Raw genomic sequence first — 20,871 nt, 5'->3', positions numbered from 1 at the left:
GGCCCGTCTTGTCGGGAACGGACTCCGGAAAGCGAGGCATGGGAAAGGCGAAGCCTTCCCCGGCTTTTGGGCCGGCGGTATTTATCCTTGCGCTTCTGGCGCTGTCTCTGGCCGGCTGTGCCGGTTTCAGACCTTCCGCCCCGGAATGGGCCAGGGATATCGACCTGGCCGAGTTCATCGGACCGCAGCCGGATATGACGCACGTCTTTGCCGGTCCGAACGGCGTGCGACTGGAAGCTACGGGGCTTAAGGTTCTCTCGGGCGGCCGCGGCGTGCTCGTGGAGGAGCGCACCATGATTCCCGCCGACCTGACGGATACGGGTCTGCCCGAGGTTCTATCCAGGCAGGTAACCTTCATGGCCAAGGGCAGGGCTCTGAAGCTCGTGGAGGACGGCGAGGCAACCACCGTGCTCGACCTCTCGGGCGAGCCTTGGCGCATGCCCGTGGAGACCAGTCCGCCCATGCCGGATTCGGCCTTGATCTGTCGCGCCACAAAGGTCGTGGAAGCGCAACTCTTCGGCCGCAAACGCAAGGTGATCTCGGTCGAGTGCGTAGGCGATTTTGAAGGCGTATCCCTGCACGAGCAGCGCAGCTACGCCCAGGGATTGGGACCGATCTTCCTGTACTTTGGCGAAGGCGGCGAGGACGCGGGCGGCTTCAGGATCGTGGAGGTGCGCGAGGCCGAGGATCGGTAGCTTGGGATAACGCGGTTCTGCTTCCGAAGGGATTTCCGGCGTGTCTCTCAAGGTGACCAAGTCCTGCCCGCCGATGGGCAGGCCGATCTTGAGGCGTAACAAAAGCCTACCTGTCGGAGCGTGGACAGCGCTTCCAACAGGTTATGTCATGCGGAATTATAGAGAGCCGCAATGACCAAGAATCCGCGAAAACAAGGGGACGGACAGGCACTCCCGATGGACAAGGTACTTCCGGCTAGCCTAGACTTCGGCCCTGAAAAGGCCAAGAAGGTCATGGCCGAACTTCGACTCCGCTACGGGCGGATGCTCAAGAATCTGGCTCGCCCTTGAACGGTACGGGCGCTCGGCTTACTCCTTGCGCCCCGCGATTTCCTTCTTCCTCCGCTCCACCTCGCTGTACAGACAGCCGCAGTAGTCCTGGCGGTACATGCCCATGGCCGTGGACTTCTCGATGCCTTCCTGCCAGCCGACGCGGAAGTCGCGATACAGGAAGCGGTTCGGGCCATCGGCGGCCATGTCGCGAGCCAAGCCGGCGATGACCTCGTGCTTTTGCTTCGTGGAGTAGAGCAGCGTGCTGGAGAAGTATTCGAACCTGCCGTGCTTGGCGATGAACAGGGTCTTCTCCAGGCGGATGCGGTAGCAGTGGAAGCAGCGGTTGGCCTCCCGGAAGGTCACCTCACGGAACCAGATCTGCGGATCGTACCCGGCGTCTTTGTAGATGACCTTGATGCCCAGCTCGGCTTCGAACTGGAGGAGGGTATCCCGGCGGCGGATGTACTCTGCCGCCGGGTGGATGTTCGGATTGTAGAACAGGCCGGTGACTTCGAAGCCCTCGGCCTTGAGGGCCTGCACGGAGTAGACCGCGCAGGGCGCGCAGCAGATGTGCAGCAGGACGCGGCCGGCCGAACCGGGCGTGGGCGTCTCTTCGGCCTTTGGGCCGGTATCATGTTGCGCGGCGCCAGTCTCGTGTTCGGTCCTGGTTTCCTCGCTTTCCATCACTAGACCCAGCTAATGCGCACGATCGCTCCGAACTTGTCCTCCAGCTCATGGATCATGCCGCGCTTGTCGTTGAGCAGATGGCGGGCCACCTCGGCCGAGGCCGCGATATACTCGAACGGCTCGCCGGACTTGTGGCCGCGCAGCTTGCGGTAGATTTCCTTCAGTGCCTGCATGGCCTGCCATTCCATGTTGCGGCGCAGGCCGTAGCCCTGGCAGCAGGGGCAGAGTTCGTGGCTCTGGGACACGGCGGACACGCCCATGCGCTGGCGCACCAGTTCCATGAGCCCGAAGCGCGAGATACGGCCCACGTCGGTTCGCGCACGGTCGTTCTTGATGGCCGTGCGCATGATCTTCTCGACTTCCTTGACGTGCTTCTTGTCCTTCATCTCGATGAAGTCTACCACGATCTGGCCGCCGATGTCCCGCAACCTGAGCTGTCGGGCGATCTCTTCGGCCGCTTCCAGGTTGCTCTTGAGAGCCAGGTCCTTGAAGCTCTTCTTGCCGCCGATGCGGCCGGAGTTGATGTCGATGGCCGTGAGGGCCTCGGCGTGGTCGAAGACGATCTGGCCGCCCGAGGGCAGGGTCACCGTGCGGCTGTAGATCTGGTCGAGCTGACGCGTGAGGTTGAAGCGGTCGAAAAGCGAAAGTTCGTGCTCCGTGTGCACCTTGACCATGCTCTGCCGCCTGGGGAAGACGATGCTGACCAGTTCGGTGACCTGGGTGGCGGTCTCCTGGTCATCGACCCATATCTCGGACACGTCGGCGGTGAGATAGTCGCGCACGGCCCGCGAGGAAAGTTCCATCTCCTGGTAGATGAGCGAGGGCGTGTCGGCTGTGGTGCCTCGCTTGCGGATCTCCTTCCACAGGCGCTTCAGGTACTGCACGTCCTTGTCCAGGTTGGTCTTGGTCTCGGCCGAGCTGACCGTGCGCACGATGAGGCCAAGGCCTTCGCCGGGCTGCATGGACTCAACCAGTTCCTTGAGGCGCTTGCGCTCTTCCTCATCCTCGATTTTGCGCGAGATGCCCAGCTGCTCGCGGCCGGGGGTGAGCACGAAGTAGCGGCCCGGAAGGGACAGGTAGGTCGTCAGGAAGGCGCCCTTGGAGCCCGTGGGTTCCTTGACCACCTGCACCAGCAGTTCCTGGCCGGGCTTCAGTACGGACTGGAGAGGGGGGAAGCGGCTGCCCTTGGGGATCTGGTAGCCGCCCTGATAGTATTCGGGATGGACCTCGTCGATCTGCAGAAAGCCGTTCTTTTTGGCGCCGTAATTGATGAACGCGGCCTGCAGGCCTGCATCGACGTTGTGGATGACGCCCTTATAGATATTGCCCTTGGTCTTGGCCTGGTGCAGAAGCTCGACGTAATACTCCTGGATCTTGGCGTCCTCCGCCAGCACGAGCTCGATCTGCTCGCCGGGCAGGACGCTGATGAACATTTTGCGTTTTTTCGCTGATGCCATTGCGCTCCGGTATCCTTGGGAAAGAAATTTATGGGAAAGATCGTCGGGCGGGACCCTCGCAAGGCGAAGGCCGATGGGCCTATCTGCGGCCTGCGGAGTAGTATGGTCCGTCCTGTGCGCTAGCCTGCTCGCTGCCGGATTCGCCGGCAGGGGCTGCGATGGTGCGGACTCCGCCCGTTCTGCTCAAGATGTCCAGGGCTTCGCGCACGCTTTCGGCGGACAGGCCCGTGGCTTGTGCGAGTTGCGCCACGGTCTGTGGCCTGCGTCGCACGGAATTCTGAACTATCTCCTGGATTTCCTGTTTCGTCAACAGGTTGGCCGACAAAGCGGATGAACTCTGTCCGACAGCTTCCGTTATGTCGGCACACAACTCGCGCCGCCAGCGCTCCAGGGACTCCCTGGGCACGGCCCTGGCTTCAGTGTACGCGCCTGGACGGGTCATGGTCATCACATCCACGCGGTCGGGCCTGAGCCGGGGGACAAAGGCCTTGAGCCTGCGCAGGTTCTCCTCGCTGTCGTTAACCCCGGCCACCAGCAGCACCTCCAGGAAGATGCGCCCGGCGAACTCGCTCCGAAAGGTCAGCAGGGCTTCGGCCACGGCTTGGGGGGTCACGTTTGGTGCCGGCCGGTTCACGGCCGCGAACTCCTCGTCGACCAGGGAATCCAGGGACGGCAAAACAATGTCGGCTTGGCCCAGCTCGCGCCTGACCTCGGGTTCCACCAGCAGGCTCGCATTGGTCAGCACGGCCACGGGCACCGAGGGCATGATGCGCCGCGCGCCGCGGATGACCTCGCCGAACTCGGTGTTGAGCAGGGGTTCTCCGGAGCCGCCCAGGGTGACCGCGTCCAACGGCAGGCCGACGTGCTCTTGCCAATGGGCAAGCTCGTCCAGGATAGCCTTGGCCGGCACATAGGCCTTGCGCTCGGTGGTCAGCACGGCCGTGCGACCCACCTCGCAGTACAGGCAGTCCATGGAGCAGATGGGAGCGGCGGTGAGGTCCAGACCGAGGGATCGGCCAAGGCGGCCGGAGAGAACCGGGCCGAAGACGTACTTGTATTTCATCGAGGGATTTCTATGCCAACTATAGATTCTTGACAGGAGCCGCGGCCACGACTACCAGACTACAGCTTCCCGGAGGTTATCCATGTTAAAGCCTGGCGAATTGGTACTGCTTGTAAGTCCCAAAGGCAAGCGCTACCTGCGCAAGCTGGCTCCCGACGACAAACTGCACACGCAGGATGGCATTTTACCCATGGCAGCGGTGGCCGAGGCGGGCTTCGGCCACACGGCCAGGACGCATATGGGTCGGTCTTATCGCATCATGAAGCCCACCCTGTATGATTTGGTCAAAGGCGTGAAGCGCCAGACCCAGATCATATACCCCAAGGAAATAGGCTATCTCGTCATGAAGCTCGGCATCGGGCCGGGCGTGACCGTGGTCGAAGCGGGCTGCGGCTCGGGCAGCCTGACCGTGGCCCTGGCCTGGTTCGTGGGACCGCAAGGCAAGGTCTACACCCACGAGCGCCGGCCCGAGTTCCTCAAGCTCAACGCGCGTAACCTGGCCTGGGCCGGGTTGGACGACGGCCGCGTGACGCATGTTGAGAAGGACATCGCCGAGGGTTTCGGCTGCACGGACGCGGACGCGCTGTTTCTGGACGTGCGCACGCCCGAGGACTACGTGGGACGCATTCCCGAAGCCGTCAAGCCCGGCGCGCCCGTAGGCTTCCTTGTGCCCACCACCAACCAGGTCAGCGCCCTGATCGCCGCCCTGGAAGCCGGTCCCTTCGCCGACATCGAGATGCTGGAAATATTCCTGCGGCGTTACAAGCCCGTTGCCGAGCGGCTGCGGCCCGACGACCGCATGGTGGCCCACACGGGCTTCCTCGTGTTCGCCCGCGTGCAGGAGCCTGCCGTGGATTTGGTTGATACGGATTCCCCGGATTGCGTTGCTACGGAGAGCGATCCCGAGACGGAAAGCCAAGGTGAAGCCTGCGCGCAGGAGTGCACGGACGTGGCCGAGGAGTTGGAAGACAGCCGCGGTTTGGGGTAATTTCTGGATATCGTGGTGTAATATTTCACGAATCGTGGCAGGGGCTTGCTTTTTTTCTGAACAGTCTTTAAAGATTGACGGCATCATAACCAAACTACCCGCATAGATTCAGAGGGCGGACATACATGACCCGCAAAGATCGCACAGAAGGCATATATTCGCGCCGGGAGGTCCTCGACGGAAGCGAGCGCAACCAGTACTCGCTCATCCAGCTCAAGGAGCTGCTCTCGTATGCCTACCGTTATTCCGAGGATGTGAAGAAGCGCTTCGACCGCGCCCAGTTCCACGTGGACAAGTTCAAGAACCTGTCCGACCTCAAGCACATCCCCATCCTCAAGAAGAAGGAACTCATCTTCCTGCAGTCCATGGGCCCGCGCCTCGGAGGCCTGTTGACCAAGGACCTGGGCGAGTTGCGCCGCGTGTTCTTGTCGCCCGGCCCCATCTTCGATCCGGAAGACCGCGCCGACGACTACTGGGGCTGGACCGAGGGCTTCTACGCCTGCGGCTTCCGTTCCGGCGACGTGGCCCAGATCACTTTCAACTACCATCTGGCCCCGGCCGGCCTCATGTTCGAGGAGCCGCTCAAGAACCTGGGCTGCGCCGTGATCCCGGCCGGTCCCGGCAATACGAACAGCCAGCTCGACATCATGCAGAAGCTGCGCGTGACGGGCTACATCGGCACGCCCAGCTACCTGCTGCACCTGGCGCAGAAGGCCGAGGAGATGGGCCTCAACCTGCGCAAGGACCTCTTCATGGAAGTGGCCTTCGTCACGGGCGAGAAGTTCTCCGAGAAGATGCGCTCGCAGGTGGAGAAGAAGTTCGACTGCATCATGCGCCAGGGCTACGGCACGGCCGACGTGGGCTGCATCGGCTACGAGTGCTTCCACAAGACCGGCCTGCACATCTCCAACCGCGCCTTCGTGGAAATCTGCCATCCCGACACGGGCATTCCGCTCAAGGACGGCGAAGTGGGCGAGATCGTGGTCACGGCCTTCAACAAGACCTACCCTCTGATCCGCCTGGCCACCGGCGACCTGTCCTACATCGATCGTGCCCCGTGCGCCTGCGGCCGCTTCACGCCGCGGCTGGGCACCATCGTCGGCCGCGTGGACACCACGGCTCGCATCAAGGGCATGTTCGTGTACCCGCACCAGGTCGAGCAGGTCATGTCCACCTACGAGGAAATCAAACGCTGGCAGATCGTGGTTACCAACCCCGAAGGCATCGACGAGATGGAACTTTATATCGAGGCTTCCAACTTCAAGCGTCAGGACGAGCTGCTGCATACCTTCCGGGAGAAGATCAAGCTCCGCCCAGAACTGAAGATCCTGGCTCCCGGTTCGCTGCCGCCGCAGATCCGTCCCATCGAGGACAAGCGTAAGTGGGATTAGCCGTAAGACCCATCGTTCGACTGTTCATAATCGCCGTGTCCCTGGCCTGGCTCGCGTCATGCGCGGCCGGGCCGGGCCGCGCGCCGACTCCGGTCGCTCCTTCCGCATCCAAGGGCCGTCAGGCCGTCCCGCCCGCGGGCACTGAACCAGGCAGCCTGTTCAACGCCAAGGGCCAGCGCATCACGCACAAGGCATTCGCCGAACTGGCCGCCAAGCATGACTACATCCTGCTTGGCGAAAGCCACGGCAGCCGCTGTGACCACATCTCCCAGGCCGCGCTTATCCGGGCCATGGCCGCTCAAGGCTCCGGTCCCGTCGTTGGTCTTGAGATGGTCGACGTAACGCGCCAGGATATCCTGGACGAGTTCGCCGACGACATTCTCGACGCCCAGGTGGTGGAAGAGCGATTGGACTGGCAGAAGGCCTGGGGCTACGGCTTCGATCTCTACGAGCCCATTTTTCTGGCTGCCAAGGAACATAAGCTGCCCATGGCGGCTCTCAACCTGCCTCAGACGATCATCGCGCAGGTCAGCGCGGAAGGCCTGAATTCCCTGAGCCCCGAAGAGACCATTCTGTTGCCCGAGAGTATCGTGCCGCCGCCGGCGGAGCAGGCCAAGGTTCTGGAGGATGTCTTTACGCAGCACAGCTCCGGCGAGGACATGGACAAACTGGAAGCCGGGCTGCGTCATGAGCGCTTCTTCCTTATCCAATCCCTGTGGGACAGCAAGATGGCCGAGCAGGCCGTGGAAGCGCGCAGGAACTTCGCGCGGCCAGTGGCCATCGTGGCCGGCGCGGGCCATGTGGAGTTCGGCTGGGGCATCGCCCACCGTCTGCGGACCTACGATCCAGGCGCGAAGATCCTGCTAGTGCTGCCCTGGCGCGGCAAGGAGCCCCGCGAAGGCGCGGATGTCTTCTATTATTGTCCGGCCACGCACCGCAGCTCCATGGGCATGGTCCTTCAAGAAGAAGGTCAGCGCGTCATAGTCATGGACGTGGATGACGATTCCCGGGCAGGAAACGCGGGCCTGCAGGTCGGCGATGTCATCACCATGGCCGGCGCAACGCCCGTGACCAGCCTGTGGGACCTGCACAAGGCAGGCGTGGAGGCGCACAAGGCCGGCAAGCCCCTGACTCTGACCGTGCTGCGCGACTCGAGGCTGCTGACATTGGACCTGGGAAAGCTTGGCAAGGCTGGGGAACCGTAGCCGACCCCGGGAACGCCGATGCCCTTTGGTCCTGGAAACCGGGGCGGAAGTTAACTTGCCCGGATTCCGCGCAGCATGGCCGGTGCGGCCTCGCCCCGCGCATTTGCTCGCAAGGCGATCCATCTTGCGCATTTTGGATGTGAACTGGGTGAGGGCGCTGCCCTCTCCCAGACCCACTCCCGGCAGGGAAATGATTTCCCTGCACTCTTATTTTCTTATCTGCAAACTTCAAACGGCTCTCAGGAGCTATCAAGCTTCCTGGTCAGCGGTTTGCGCTACAGACGAGACTGGCGCGCCTTCTCCGCTCTGCACGCTCCACAGACCCGCATAAACCCCGCCTTTCCGCACCAGTTCCTCATGCCTTCCGCGTTCCACGACCAGGCCATCCACGAGCACCAGTATCTCGTCCGCGTTGCGTACCGTGGACAGCCTGTGCGCCACGGCCAGGATCATGCGGCCTGCCCGCAAGCGGTCCATGTTGCGCTGGATGATCTCTTCGGTGCGCGTGTCCACGCTGGCCGTGGCCTCGTCCAGCAGCAGGATGGCCGGATCGCGCAGAATGGCGCGGGCAAGGGAGATACGCTGGCGCTGACCGCCGGATAGTTTCAGGCCCCGCTCGCCCACCAGGGTCTGATAGCCTTGGGGCAGACCCTGAATGAACTCGTCGGCTCCGGCAACTTCGGTCGCATGGCGCACGTCCTCGTCGGACGCCTCGGGCGAGCCGAGACGGATATTGTCCAGCACCGGGCCAAAGAACAGGAATGGGTCCTGGGATACATAGCCCACATAGCGGCGGAAGCTCTCCAGAGCCAGGCCGGTCAAGGGCAAGCCATCCACCAGTATCTGGCCCGAGTCCGGTTCGTAGTAGCGCAGGAGAAGCTTGACCAGCGTGGACTTGCCCGCGCCCGTGGGACCTACCACGCCGATCAGGCGTCCTGTCCCCAAGGCGAAGCCCACGCCGTTTATGATCTGTTCGCGGCCCTTGTAGTCGAAGCGCACGTCGCGGAACTCCACGCAGGACGGACGCTCGGCCAGGGGCTTGGCGTCGGGCCGGTCGCGGATGGCGGGCTCCGTGTCCAACAGCTCCATGATGCGCTGGGCTGCGGCTTCGGAGCGCTGGATCTGGTTGATGAGCATGCCGAAGACGAACAAGGGCAGCACCAGACGCATGGCCAGCAGGATGAAGGACGTGAAATCGCCCACGCTGGGCCCTTGGTCCGTGAAGGTCAGCCAGCCGCCCAGGGCGATGAGCGTTCCGAAGGACAGGCCGGCAAGCACGTAGATGATCGGCAGGAAGCGCGCTCGTTCGGCCGCCGCGTGAATGGCCGCGTCGCGGTACTCGGCGGATTGGGCCAGAACGCGCTCGGCCTGCGGGCCCTCGGCCGTGTAGGCCTGGATCACGCCTATGCCCTGCAGGTTGTTCTCGATGATCGAGTTGATGGCGGCCACGGCGCGACGGGCTTGGCGGTAGCGAGGCTGCACGCGCTTGGCGAAGAAGCGCACGGCCGCGACCGCGAAGGGCAGAGGGGCGAGCAGCAGCAGCGCCAGTCGCCAGTCCAGCCAGAACAGCACCGCGTAGGTGCCGGTGAAGGTGATGACCAGGCGCACTATCGAAGTGGATACGTCGGCGAAGAAATTTTCCAGGGTGTCAACATCCGAGGAGACCACGGACATGATGTCGCCTGTCTGGCGTTCCTCGAAGAAGGCTACGTCCAGCCGCTGGATATGCTCGTACAGCCGGCCGCGGATGTCATGGCGCACCATCTGGGCCATGGAGTCGAGGGCATAGTCGCTGGCGGATTGGCATAGCGCCAAGCCCAGAAACCCCCCGAGTACGGCCAGGCCGTAGACCCAGAACAGGTGCGGTTCGGTCGCGGCCAGGGCCAGGCCGTTGGCTCCGGGAGTGATGAGGTCCACCACTTGGCCCACGAGGACCAGCGGTAGAAGATCAAACAGGCGGGCCATGGCGTTGGTTGCCAGACCCGTGAGGATACGCTTGGTGTAAGGACGTGCGAAGGGCACGAGCCGCCACAGATGGCGACCCAAAGCTGCCTCGGAGGCAAGAGAATCAGGCAAGGCCGTGGCGCCTGCCTCGAGGCCGACAGCAGCCTCGGTTTTGGTTTTTGTTCCACTTGCTTGAGTATGGGGCATCGCTTGTTCCAGAATCCTTCGCCCGACGGGCAGCCAGGTTGAATTTTCAGGTATCGAATGGCTCTATACACTGGCAGTTGGGGCAATGCTTAATGCTAAAAGCGCAGAATGCAAAACTGGCGCGGGTTTGCAGACAGCGAGAGCTTGGCGGCTGGTTGATTGGACAATCAAGTTGAGGGTCTTTTTGTTTTATAACCATATGTATTATTAAATTAAATTTTTGACATCGAATTGATAGATAAATTATATTAAATATGCCAATGATTTTTAAACATGATCATGATAGAGGATTTTTCAACACTTGGCCAAAACGGCTTGGGACAATTCTACTCGATATCACGCCGGAGCGCGTCCGAATCAGTTTTACTCCTTCCTCCTTGACTTATTGAGTTTTTTATGAAGGATGCTGTTAGAGTCGTTGCGAGGGAGTCCTTTTATCTGACGCCCATTGCCGGCAGGAGGTAGCGCATGAGCAATTTTTCGGCCTGGGATTGGAAGCCAGGCAGCAGGGTCGTAGCCGACCTTTCGGCCAGGGCCGCTGACTACGAGTGGCGCGAGGAGCCCATTGCCTCGCCGGACGGTGAATCAGTGGCCTGTATCGTCAAGCAGCCCGACGCCGGTTTCACGGTCCTGGTCAATGACGAGTTCTGGGAGCAGGAGTTCGAAAAGGCTTGGTACCTGCGCCATGCGCCGGATGGCAGGCTGACCTGTCTCGTGATGAGCGAGGACGAGTGGACTGTGGCCGTCGACGGCCAGCCCTGGGAGTCGCGCTTCGGCTTCGCCTGGAGCACCGTGTTCGCGCCCAAGAGCAGCGCCATCGGCGTGGCCGTGCAGCTGGACGGCAAGTATGGCATGGCCGTGGACGATCAGCCTTGGGAGCAGATGTACGAGAACGCCAACAACTGGCTGCTCTCGGACGACGGCTCGCACTCGGCAGCGGCCGTGCAGGTCAAGTCCCTTGGCCAGGCCGACATCGACACCTTCGCCAAGGGCGTATTCAGCGCCGCCATCGACGGCGAGGCCTGGGAGCAAAACTTCGTGAGCGTCTGGAGTCTGGCCTTCAACTCCGACTCCAGCCGTCTTGCCGCTGAAGTGCGCTTGAGCCAGTACGAGTACACCATCGCCGTGGACGGCAAGCCCTGGGAGCAGATCTTCCAGAGCGTCTGGGCGCCCTGTTTCAACCCGACCTCGGGCGGGGTTGTGGCGCCGGCGCGCATGGGCGGCAAGTGGTTCCTGTGCGAGGACGGGCGCAAGCTCTGGGACAAACCCTTCACTCAACTCTGGAGCCAGAAGTTCTCTCCGGGCGGCGAGAGGTTGGCGGCCATCGTGGCTACCGGCCTTGGCCACTGGACCGTGGCCGTGGATGGCCAGCCTTGGGAGCAATCCTTCAATGGCGTGGTTATGGACCTGACCTTCTCGCCCAATGGCCGCTCCCTCGCCTGCATGGGCAAGGATGACAACGCATGGTGGGTCATGGTCGACGGCCAGCGCTGGTGCGGCGGCTACGATAGGGCCTTCCCCCCGCAGTTCTCGCCCGACGGCAAGCATTGCGCCGTGCGCCTTGATCGCGGCGGCCGCTACAGCCTGTGCGTCGATGGCAAGGTCTATTCCGAGGATTTCGACATGCTCTGGGATCCGACCTTTGGACCCGAGTCTGACCGCATCCTCATCCGGGCCATCAAGGATGGCAAGTACCTGCGCCGGGTCGCATCCCTGGGCGACATCCTGGGCTAGGAGGAAGCCATGCACACATTCTACGACTTCATCACCGGCCCGCTCTTGTGGATCAGTTTCCTGGTCTTCCTGGCCGGCAGCGTCTACAGGCTGGTCTACGCCTACATGGAAGCCAAACGCCGCGACCAGTTCGTGCTCGTCTACTGGAGCTGGAAGCACGTGCTGCGCTCCATGGCCCACTGGCTGGTGCCCTACAACACCATGCGCTGGCGCACCACGCCGGTGCTCACCGCCGTGACCTTCGTCTTCCATATTCTCATTTTCGTCGTGCCCATCTTTCTCACGGCCCATGTCATGCTCTTCAACCAGTGGCTGGGCATCTCCTGGCCCACGCTGCCCGAGGCCGTGGCCGACATCCTGGCCATCGTGGTGGTGCTCTGCTGCGGCTATTTCATCTGGCGACGCTGGGCCACGCCCGAGGTGCGCTACGTCACCGGCTGGCAGGACTGGTTCATGGTCGGCACCGTGCTGGTGACCTTCCTGTCCGGCGTGCTTGCCTACCACCAGCTTGGGCCTTATCAGATCATGCTGTACCTGCACATTTTGGCCGGCGAGGCCTTCCTCGTCATGATTCCCTTCACCAGGGCCGAACACATGCTCTACGGCCTGTTCATGCGCGGCTACATAGCCTCCGAATTTGGCGCGGTGCGCCACTGCAAGGACTGGTAGCCCACAGGCCAGCAAGGAGAAGCATACAATGACGAAACCGCTCACTCAGACGGACAAGTGGCGCAAGGTCGAGGACGCCGGCCTGGACCGCGGCGCGGCCAGACTGACCCCCGAGCGCATAGAAAAGGTCATCAACGAGGTCATCGACAAGGAAACCTCCATCCGCTTCCAGGCCTACATGCGCGACTGCGTGCGTTGCGGCCTGTGCGCCGAGGGTTGCCATTACTTCCTGTCCCGCGACCGCGATCCGAGCTACTCGCCCGTGGCCAAGATGCACCAGACGGCTTGGGAGATGGTGCGCCGCAAGGGCAAGGTCAGCGCCGAGTTCGTGCGCAACGCCGTGCAGCTCGCGCACACCGAGTGCAACCTCTGCCGCCGCTGCCTGCACTACTGTCCCTTCGGCATCGACACGGCCTATGTCATGGGCATCGTGCGCCGCATCGGCAACCGTCTGGGCGTCACTCCCCAGTACATCCAGGACACGGCCAACTCTCATTCCGCGACCATGAACCAGATGTGGGTCAAGGAAGACGAGTGGATCGACTCGCTCAAGTGGCAGGAAGACGAAGCTCGCGACGAGTTCCCGGACCTGCGCATCCCGCTCGAGAAGGAAGGCGCTGAGATCATGTACTCGGTCATCGCGCCCGAGCCCAAGTTCCGCACGCAGCTCATCTACCAGGCCGCGGCCATCTTCCACGAAGCCGGCATGGACTACACCTTCCCGGCCACGCCGGGCTGGGACAACTCGGACATGGCCATGTTCGTTGGCAACAACGAGATCATGGGCCGGCTCAAGCGGTTGCACTTCGAAACAGCCCAGCGCCTGCGCGTCAAGCGCATCGTCATGGGCGAGTGCGGCCACGCCTTCCGCTCGGTGTACGATGTAGGCAACCGCTGGTTGGGTTGGAGGGATTCGCCCATAGAGATCGTGCACGGCGTGCAGTTCTACCACGAGCTGCTCACCTCGGGCCGCATCCAGGTCGAGACGCAGATCGAGGATCTCGTGACCTTCCACGATCCCTGCAACATCATCCGCGGCCGGGGTCTCATGGAGCAGGGCCGCGAGGTCGCCAAGGCCTTCTGCAAGAACTACATCGAGATGACTCCGAACCGCGAGCACAACCTTTGCTGCGCGGCAGGCGGCGGCGTCATCAACTGCGGCCCCCCCTTCAAGGAGACGCGCGTCAAGGGCAATAGGGCCAAGGCTGAGCAGCTCAAGGCCACGGGCGCCAAGATCGTCATCGCGCCCTGCCACAACTGCCACGGCGGCCTTGAAGACATCATCCATGCTTATCACCTGGACATGAAGCTCATGTTCCTTGGCGATATCATCTACAAGCACATGAAGAAGACCAAGGCCGTCTAAGGCCGGAGGGACGCCATGTTCAAGCACACGCTCATCGCCCTGACGCTCCTCGCGGCCGCGACCCTGTTCAGTCTGCCCGCCTTCTCCCAGGAGGACATGACTCATGTGCCCACGGACGCCTTCGGCAAGCTGGAACGTCCGGCAGCCGTGTTCAACCACGACGAGCACAACGAGAAAGCCGGCATAGAGAGCTGCAACGCCTGCCACCATGTCTGGGTCAACGGCGTGCTCGCCGAGGACGAGGATTCGGTCGGCACGCCCTGTTCCGATTGCCATGCCCTGGAGCAGGACGGCGACACGCCCGGCCTGCAGGACGCCTACCACCAGCAGTGCTGGGGCTGCCACGAGAAGCAGGCCAAGGGGCCGGTCATGTGCGGCGAATGCCACGTGAAGAATTAGCCTGAAGCCAGGGGACACTGTCCCCTGGCGTTTTTCATACTCCGCTCAAACTGCGGAGATTGATCAAGCCTTAGTTTCCGTCTTTCAAGTCCTGTGCGCCATGCCCGGCATGGCGCACAGGACTTTTGCTTTCCGCCTGCGCATTCCAAAATCGTAATGGTTGCTTAAAGCTCAACCATTACGCATGCATGCCCCGCCTTCTCCTGACCATCCGGGCCCGCACGGCCTTGCCTGGTCGCCTTTCGTCGGTCGAGCTGACCTGACTCCGAGCTGCCTTGCGTTCGAAATCAACCTGCACTGGCACCTGATGGGTCACGATGTCGAAGACCGGCGAGCGCTGCTGGGCGATCTCCACGAGCTGGCGGACCTCTTCGTCGGACGCGTCGGCGTCGATTTTGAAGTGCACGCGGATGTTCTGGTAGCCGTTGCGCACGCTGGGGTCGAGATTCAGGAATCCACGCACGTCCAGATCACCCTCCAACTCGGATTCCACGGAGCGCAGCTCTATGCCCTTTGCCGCGGCATAGGCAACAAGTGAGGTGGTCAGGCAACCGGAAAGCCCTACAAGCACCCATTCCACCGGGTTGGGGCCCTTGTCATTGCCAAGCAGCACCGGCGGCTCGTCTTCATCGAAGGTCATGGACACCGCGCGCTTATCGTGCTCCTCGCCGGCGCTGTAGTAGCCCTTGACCGTGGCTTTGTTGTTGGTGCCCTTGATCCACTTGTTGGAGGCCCGGAACTTGAACGAGGCCAGCTCGGGCTTCTCCTTGATGGCTCCAATCGTATTTTTGAGCCCCTCCACGTCGATTCCGTTCACGAATTTCGCCATGGCTCCTCCTTTGGTTGATCCTTTGGTCATCAGCCATATGGGCATCAGCCAGATCGGTTGGATTTGGGAAAACGACTTTATAAATACTAATACTCCTAAGGACGCACTGTGCAATGCCCCTGTTTCGTGGCAAGTGATTATCTCGAGGGGCAATGTGGGCCGAAGGGAGATCATAGCTGAACCTTAATAAAATTTTACAGTAATTGTCAGGCATACTGATAACTTGATAAGGAGAAAAAGTGTTTCGCTAAATTGAAGTTATAGCAGCTTGCACAAGAAACGAGAAAATGAGGGTCAAGGGAAATCATTTCCAAGGCGGGAGAGAGTCTAGAGCAGATTGCTTTTAAGACGCCCGCTCCGGCGTTAACGGCGCAAGTGAATTGCGCCTACGCCTACGCAGCGGCAAGCCATGCCAACGCACGGCTTGCAGAGCATTTTCAAAAGCAAAATGCTCTAAGAGCGAGCCGAGCCATCTCTCAGGTCAAATGCAATATGCTTCAAGCAAAGAAAGTGGCTGCTTCAAAGGAAGCAGCCTTTAGTTTGTGTAAGCAGAATTCAATCAAGCAGTGAAGCGAACGCAGGAACGATTTGTCCAGCGTTAGCTGCTATTTCTTGGCGGCAGCCTTTTGGGCTTGCTTCGGGTGCGGGTGGCAGGTCGTGGTGCAGGACACGGACATGTCGTTGTTGCGATGGCAGCTCACACAGCTTGCGTCGGTTTTTCCGTGCCAAGCCATGTAGAAGCCGCTGGGATCATTGCCCTTGGTTTCGGCATGGCACTCTCGGCAAGGGACGAAGGACTCCTGGTTGGTGGACTCGTCCTCCATGTGGTGGCAGGTGCGGCATTCGGTCACGCCCGAGTGAGTCTCATGGTCGAATTGCACCTTCTTGATCCAGGTGGAGCGGGGTTTGACGCCCTCGGGAGTGGTGATGGTCACCTGGGAAGGGATGCCCTGTGCCCAAAGCGTAGCGACCAGGGCCAGAAGCGCGGCCAATGTCGCCAGTGTCGTCAAAGAAAGCTTGAAACGCCTCTCCATGGAATCACCTCCGGTATTGAAGTTGAGGCCTTGCCCCCGGCCTTACCCCGGACCAGAGGTTCCAGCCAGATGTCCCTGCATTAATGCCAATGCTTTCAGCGTATTGCCAGCCTTGGTGCGTGCCTTACATGCAGGCTGACAGCTGCGTCAAGCCACAGGCAAAAATTCTATACATCTTGCTTTTCGCATAGCCGCGCCCATCATTCCAAAGTATGCGGCGTGGTCGCTTTTACCCATCAACTCGGCAGGGTGCGCCAGATCGCCAGTGCATATTCCTTAAAGGGCATCAACTCCGGGCATCATTCAAAACTGCCTTGTCATGGCGCAGCTTCAATCCGCCGCCGGTACGCCCTTGACCCTGCGTTATATGTATCATGTTTGGCCGGAAATATGCGAGAGAGGGCTCCCGCATGCATGGCATGCGGGAGCAATGCAGCCCATTAAGGCGGAAGGCTTGGTATTCCGATGCGCTCGGCTCTGAAGGAAGAACTGTGGCGCTTGCCCTAAAGCACGTGCGGGAGCCTGTTATTAATTATCTGCTCCTCGCTCAATTCCGTCCGAAAGCTCCAGATGCTCGAGTGTTTCGTCATTCGGAAAGAACAGGGTGAATACGGCTCCGGAAGCGCTGCCGACCTCGATGCGCCCGCCAAGATCTCGCACCAGGCCGTAGACCACGGCCAGACCGAGGCCCGTGCCTTGGCCCACCTCCTTGGTGGTGAAGAAGGGATCGAAAAGGTGGGCCATGTGCTCTTCGGGCACGCCCGGGCCGTTATCGATCACCTGCAGCACGATCTCCTTGTGCTCGGCTTCCCGGAAGGTGCGGATGACCACCTCGCCCTCGCCGGGCGTGACGGCGTCCAGGGCATTATTGAGCAGATTGGTGAGGATCTGTTCCAGAACCTGTTGCGGGGCGTACATGCGTAACGGCTCGCCACTAGACTCAACCGTGAGGCGGATGCGTTTGTTCTCGGCATGGACCTGGAAGACCTTGGCCGCGGCCTCGGCAACCCGGCGGACATCGAGAACCTCGGGTCCGTCCTTCTTGGGACGGGCGAAATTGAGCAGATCCTGCAGGACGTTCCGGGCCTGACGGGTGTGACGGATGATGACTTCCACATCTTCTTTTTCCTGCACGCCGGCCAGGCTGTCGCGCAGCAACTGGGCGTAGCAGAGGATGACACCCAAGGGATTGTTGATTTCATGTGCCAGTCCCGCTGCGAGCTTGCCCACTGTGGCCAGCTTTTCACCCTGTTGCATGCGCGCGAGCACGCGTTTCTCCTGGGTGTTCTCGCGAATGTATACCACCATGCGGCCGCCCGACCCGGATGGGGTCGTCACGGGATAAAGGCTGACGAAGAAGGACCGACCGCCCCGGCTGTAGATCTCGCGGATAAACGGCTGGCTGTGGTCCAAGGTCTTGTGCGCCAGGCAGTCGCCTTCGCCCTTGAACAGGCGCGGCAGAATTGTGTCCACGTCAGCCCTGCCGGGTTCGCCGTCCTCGCCCTTGTCCACCTTGGCCAGGGTTTCAGCAAGACTGCGCGCGGCTTGGTTGGCCAATATCACTGAGCAGTTCTCGTCCATGAACAGCAGCGGATCGCTGATGCCTTCGATTATCGAGGCCAAGACATCCTTCTGGCGTACTAGGTTGTCCAGGGCCGAGAGGTTCTCCAGGGCGATGCCCAACTGTTGGCCCAGGGCGCGCAGCACGGCTTGATCCTGCTCTTTGACCGGCCCGTCGCCCTTGCTCCAGGTCAGGAAAAGCAGGCCTTCGATGAACGACGCCGAAGCGCCAACGGGAATGATGGCCTTCTCGGCGGTGAAGTACGGCTTGGCATCAACGATGAGAGTCCGCCAATCATCCGGCAAATCGGGCCTTTTCCGGGCGTCGGGCCAGGTGTGGAAATTCTGCGAGGCTACCATGCACATGAAGGAGACTTCGTCCGCGCCGAAGCGCTCTCCGATGCGCGGCAACGCCTGCTTCCAGAGATCGCGGCGGCTCATGCTGCGATTCAGGCCATCCAGCAGGCGGACGAAAAGCTGAACGTCGGCCTTGCGCTCCGAGGCTTCGCGGGTCAGATCCTCGGTGCGGCTGGCCACCGTGCGCTCCAGGTCGGCGGCGTTGTTCTGAAGTTGGCGCCTGGCTTCCAGCAAGTGGTCGCCAAGCTCCTCCATGCCCTGGACCATTTCGTCGATCTCGTCTCCCTTGTCGAGCTTGTCGAAGAGTCGCGTATCGGCATGGTCCTGGAATCTGACCCGGAAATAAAGGGCCAGCCGGCGCAGGTTATCGACCACCAGCCGGTTGAAGAAGAACTGAATGAGGGCGAAAAAGAGCAGTATGCCGCCGATGTAGATGCCGATATAGCTGGCCGTGGCCTCACGGATGCGCAGGACCGCCTCTTGCACCGGCAGGCCGACGACATCCAGGCCATCCAGGGCGCCGAGCTTGCGACCGAATCCGCGCTCGCCGCCGTAGCGATCTATCAGTTCCTTGGGGGCTTGTTCCGGGCTGCCGTGGCATGTCATGCAGGACTGCTCGAAGAACACCGGTCGAGCCATTACGAAGTATTCCTGGTCGTCTATCTTGCGGTAGCCTTCCCAGGAGCGCTGCCCCGGGCTGTTGCGGAAGTGTTGCAGCAGCTCGGCTTCCAGCTCATTGATCTCGAAGTCCGGGTTGCGGGCGTTCTCGGCCACCCGGCGGTGATGATACTCGCCCATGGACGCATTGAGCTGCTCCATGATGCGCCGGGAAATATAGGAAGAGGACATGGCCTCGATGATGAACTCATCGGAGGGCAGCTTTTCGTACATTTTTGGCCGCAGGGATTCCCGCACGTAAATCTGCACCGAATCCACCTGCGCCAGCACCAGTTTGGCCTTGTCCGTGACCTCCGAATGCAGCAGGGAGCGCAGGTGGAAGTAAAGCCCGGCGGAGAAGAACAAACCGAACAGGAATACCAAGATCGCCAGGCCGAACAGGAAGCGATGCTGTATGGTCTGCAGCCGAGGAAAGGACATAGATGCTCCATCAAGGCATGGTGACACGAATCGAGGGGTGTTCAACGACGCGCTGTCCGTCGGTTCCCGCAGTCCGGCGGCGGAAATCGCCCGGCAGCCGTTAATTAGTCACTTCTTTTTCCCTTGCAACCATCGAGCCGGGCAATCCTCGTCCGCCTGCGTCTCCGGGATCGCCCTTGCCTAACGGCTACGGCGAAGTATATTGTTGATGCCTTCGCGGGGCGATCGTTCTTCGATCGCACATCCACAACGACAGCATAGCCCACAGGAGCCTCCGGCCACGACCATGTCCGCAATCAACGGCATTCTCATCGTCGATGACGAGGCCGATTTCGCCAAGGGGCTGGCACGCCTCACGACCGGTCTTTTTCCCGACCAGACAGTCCATGTGGCCGGCTCCGCCAAGCAGGCCTTGGAGATCCTCTCCGAACATGACGTGGCCGTGTGCATTACCGATATGCGCATGCCGGGCATGGGCGGACTCGATCTGCTGGCCAAAGCCAAGGGGCTGGCGCCGCATCTGAGCGTGGTGGTTCTCACTGCCTACGGCAGCATCGATACGGCGGTGCAGGCCATGAAGGCCGGAGCCTCCGATTTCCTGACCAAGCCCGTTGAGCTTGAGCAGCTCTCTCTGGTCATCACCAAAGGCCTGGAGCGGGCTCAACTTATCGGCGAAAACCGGCGGCTGCGCGAGCTGCTTTCGCTGCAGGCCGGTCGTGGTGTGCTCATCGGCGAAAGCCCTGCGATGCTCAAGCTGCGACAGACCGTGTCCGCAGCGGCCGGCACGGACTACACTGTGCTCATCCGGGGCGAATCCGGCACGGGCAAGGAGCTGGTGGCCCGCACTATTCACACCATGAGCCGCCGGGCTCGAGAGCCTTTCGTGGATCTGAACTGCCCGGCCATCCCGGAGCAGTTTCTGGAGAGCGAGCTTTTCGGCCACCTCAAGGGAGCCTTCACCGGCGCGGACAAAGAACGCCGGGGGTTGTTCGTTGCCGCCGGGGGCGGCACGCTGTTGCTGGACGAGATCGGCGACATCAGCCCTTCGGTGCAGACCAAGCTCCTGCGCTGTCTGCAGGAACGCACCATCCGGCCTTTGGGTTCCAACAAGAACATCCCGGTCGATGTGCGCATCCTGGCCTCCACCAACCAGAATCTCGAAGCCAGGATAGTGGACAAGAGCTTCCGTGAAGATCTCTATTACCGTCTAAATGTCATGACCATCCGTACGCCGCCCTTGCGTGATCGACGCGAGGACATCCCCTTGCTCTCACGCCACTTCCTGAACCAGGCTTGCGAGGAGATGGGCAGCGCGCCAAAGGATATCGTCCCCGAGGCCTTGGCTTGGCTCAGCACACGTTCCTGGCCGGGCAACGTTCGCGAGCTGCAGAACTTCATCCGTCGCGCAACGGTCTACAACGCCGGGGACACGCTCACCGTGGAGTGCATGCGCGCCGCCGAGGACGCCATCGTGGATGACCGGGCCGAATTCACTTTGTGCGGCAACCAGAGTTTGCAGGGCATTTCCCCCTATAAAGATGCCAAGGATGCCATCCTCGGCGACTTCACTCGCACTTACGTCCGGGAAGTGCTCGCCACCACCGGCGGAAACGTTTCCGAGACGGCTCGCATCAGCGGTCTGAGCCGTACCGCGTTGCAGAAGATATTCAGCCGCATGGATATTGACCCGGACGAATTCCGCTAGCCCTCTATTTTTATCCTTTCTTTGTGTAAACCTGGGTTGTCATTTCTGGAAGCCCAGGTGGTCATCCTGAATGCCCCCCTCCGAGCAAGTGACTAAAATATAAAACATTAGATTTGGTCCATACACGGCATGATCATTGCTGATTATGGATCAAATCCAAGCGGATAACCG

16 protein-coding genes are annotated in these 20,871 nt (G+C 61.2%); 9 read left to right on the top strand and 7 right to left on the bottom strand.

The genetic code is table 11. The features are described 5' to 3' along the window. The first annotated feature begins 38 nt into the window (after positions 1–38). A complete protein-coding gene (locus H585_RS0100810) occupies positions 39–695 on the top strand; it encodes a hypothetical protein (RefSeq protein WP_027366365.1) in 657 nt (218 codons plus the stop codon). A 348-nt stretch (positions 696–1,043) separates the two neighbouring features. Here H585_RS0100810 and H585_RS0100800 read toward each other — a convergent pair whose 3' ends face one another. The 3 genes from H585_RS0100800 to H585_RS0100790 all read right to left on the bottom strand — a co-directional run bounded on the left by H585_RS0100800 (position 1,044) and on the right by H585_RS0100790 (position 4,214). After that, on the bottom strand, positions 1,044–1,694 hold the full coding sequence (locus H585_RS0100800; RefSeq protein ID WP_027366364.1) for an epoxyqueuosine reductase QueH: 651 nt from the start codon (positions 1,692–1,694) through the stop codon (positions 1,044–1,046). After that, a complete protein-coding gene (locus H585_RS0100795; protein WP_014258660.1) occupies positions 1,694–3,151 on the bottom strand; it encodes an Rne/Rng family ribonuclease in 1,458 nt (485 codons plus the stop codon). The genes H585_RS0100800 and H585_RS0100795 overlap by 1 nt, the downstream gene beginning before the upstream one ends. Before the next feature lie 79 nt (positions 3,152–3,230). Beyond that, a complete protein-coding gene (locus H585_RS0100790) occupies positions 3,231–4,214 on the bottom strand; it encodes a radical SAM protein (protein ID WP_027366363.1) in 984 nt (327 codons plus the stop codon). An 82-nt stretch (positions 4,215–4,296) separates the two neighbouring features. Here H585_RS0100790 and H585_RS0100785 point away from each other — a divergent pair, with 82 nt between their 5' ends. The 3 genes from H585_RS0100785 to H585_RS0100775 all read left to right on the top strand — a co-directional run bounded on the left by H585_RS0100785 (position 4,297) and on the right by H585_RS0100775 (position 7,798). Then, the gene (locus tag H585_RS0100785) at positions 4,297–5,202 is read left to right on the top strand and encodes a tRNA (adenine-N1)-methyltransferase (protein ID WP_027366362.1); all 906 of its coding nucleotides are present in this window, start codon (positions 4,297–4,299) and stop codon (positions 5,200–5,202) included. A 125-nt stretch (positions 5,203–5,327) separates the two neighbouring features. After that, a complete protein-coding gene (locus H585_RS0100780) occupies positions 5,328–6,593 on the top strand; it encodes a phenylacetate--CoA ligase family protein (RefSeq protein ID WP_005988463.1) in 1,266 nt (421 codons plus the stop codon). Further along, entirely contained in the window at positions 6,584–7,798 is a 1,215-nt protein-coding gene (locus H585_RS0100775) for a ChaN family lipoprotein (RefSeq protein WP_027366361.1), read from the top strand. The genes H585_RS0100780 and H585_RS0100775 overlap by 10 nt, the downstream gene beginning before the upstream one ends. Positions 7,799–8,047: 249 nt before the next feature. On the opposite strand, the gene H585_RS20680 is transcribed toward H585_RS0100775, so the two are convergent. After that, positions 8,048–9,844, bottom strand: a complete 1,797-nt coding sequence (locus tag H585_RS20680; RefSeq protein ID WP_034626923.1) for an ABC transporter ATP-binding protein — start codon at positions 9,842–9,844, stop codon at positions 8,048–8,050. Between the two features lie 573 nt (positions 9,845–10,417). On the opposite strand from H585_RS20680, the gene tmcD reads away from it, so the two are divergent. Genes tmcD through tmcA form a run of 4 tightly spaced genes read left to right on the top strand, consistent with a single transcriptional unit; the run spans position 10,418 to position 14,117 of the window. Continuing rightward, entirely contained in the window at positions 10,418–11,683 is a 1,266-nt protein-coding gene (tmcD, locus tag H585_RS0100765) for an electron transfer complex subunit TmcD (protein WP_027366360.1), read from the top strand. A 9-nt stretch (positions 11,684–11,692) separates the two neighbouring features. Further along, complete coding sequence (tmcC, locus tag H585_RS0100760; RefSeq protein WP_027366359.1) at positions 11,693–12,352, top strand: TmcC family electron transfer complex membrane anchor subunit; 660 nt, start codon at positions 11,693–11,695, stop codon at positions 12,350–12,352. Positions 12,353–12,380: 28 nt separating this feature from the next. Then, positions 12,381–13,718, top strand: a complete 1,338-nt coding sequence (tmcB, locus tag H585_RS0100755; protein WP_027366358.1) for an electron transfer complex ferredoxin TmcB — start codon at positions 12,381–12,383, stop codon at positions 13,716–13,718. A gap of 15 nt (positions 13,719–13,733) precedes the next feature. Continuing rightward, positions 13,734–14,117, top strand: coding sequence for an acidic tetraheme cytochrome c3 TmcA (gene tmcA / locus H585_RS0100750; RefSeq protein ID WP_027366357.1), 384 nt, complete (start codon positions 13,734–13,736; stop codon positions 14,115–14,117). Between the two features lie 178 nt (positions 14,118–14,295). On the opposite strand, the gene H585_RS20675 is transcribed toward tmcA, so the two are convergent. The 3 genes from H585_RS20675 to H585_RS0100735 all read right to left on the bottom strand — a co-directional run bounded on the left by H585_RS20675 (position 14,296) and on the right by H585_RS0100735 (position 18,995). After that, complete coding sequence (locus H585_RS20675; RefSeq protein ID WP_034626848.1) at positions 14,296–14,946, bottom strand: OsmC family protein; 651 nt, start codon at positions 14,944–14,946, stop codon at positions 14,296–14,298. Positions 14,947–15,551: 605 nt separating this feature from the next. Next, positions 15,552–15,980 carry a cytochrome c3 family protein gene (locus tag H585_RS0100740; protein WP_027366356.1) on the bottom strand — a complete coding sequence of 143 codons (429 nt, stop codon included), beginning with the start codon at positions 15,978–15,980 and terminating at the stop codon, positions 15,552–15,554. A gap of 528 nt (positions 15,981–16,508) precedes the next feature. Further along, on the bottom strand, positions 16,509–18,995 hold the full coding sequence (locus tag H585_RS0100735) for a c-type heme family protein (RefSeq protein ID WP_027366355.1): 2,487 nt from the start codon (positions 18,993–18,995) through the stop codon (positions 16,509–16,511). 286 nt (positions 18,996–19,281) lie between these two features. On the opposite strand from H585_RS0100735, the gene H585_RS0100730 reads away from it, so the two are divergent. Further along, complete coding sequence (locus tag H585_RS0100730) at positions 19,282–20,700, top strand: sigma-54-dependent transcriptional regulator (protein ID WP_027366354.1); 1,419 nt, start codon at positions 19,282–19,284, stop codon at positions 20,698–20,700. Positions 20,701–20,871 lie beyond the last annotated feature (171 nt).

It is taken from the genome of Desulfocurvibacter africanus subsp. africanus DSM 2603 (assembly GCF_000422545.1).
Classification (GTDB): Bacteria; Desulfobacterota; Desulfovibrionia; order Desulfovibrionales; family Desulfovibrionaceae; genus Desulfocurvibacter; species Desulfocurvibacter africanus.
Note: the sequence above shows the minus strand (reverse complement) of the source record. Positions and strands in the feature narration are given on the sequence as shown.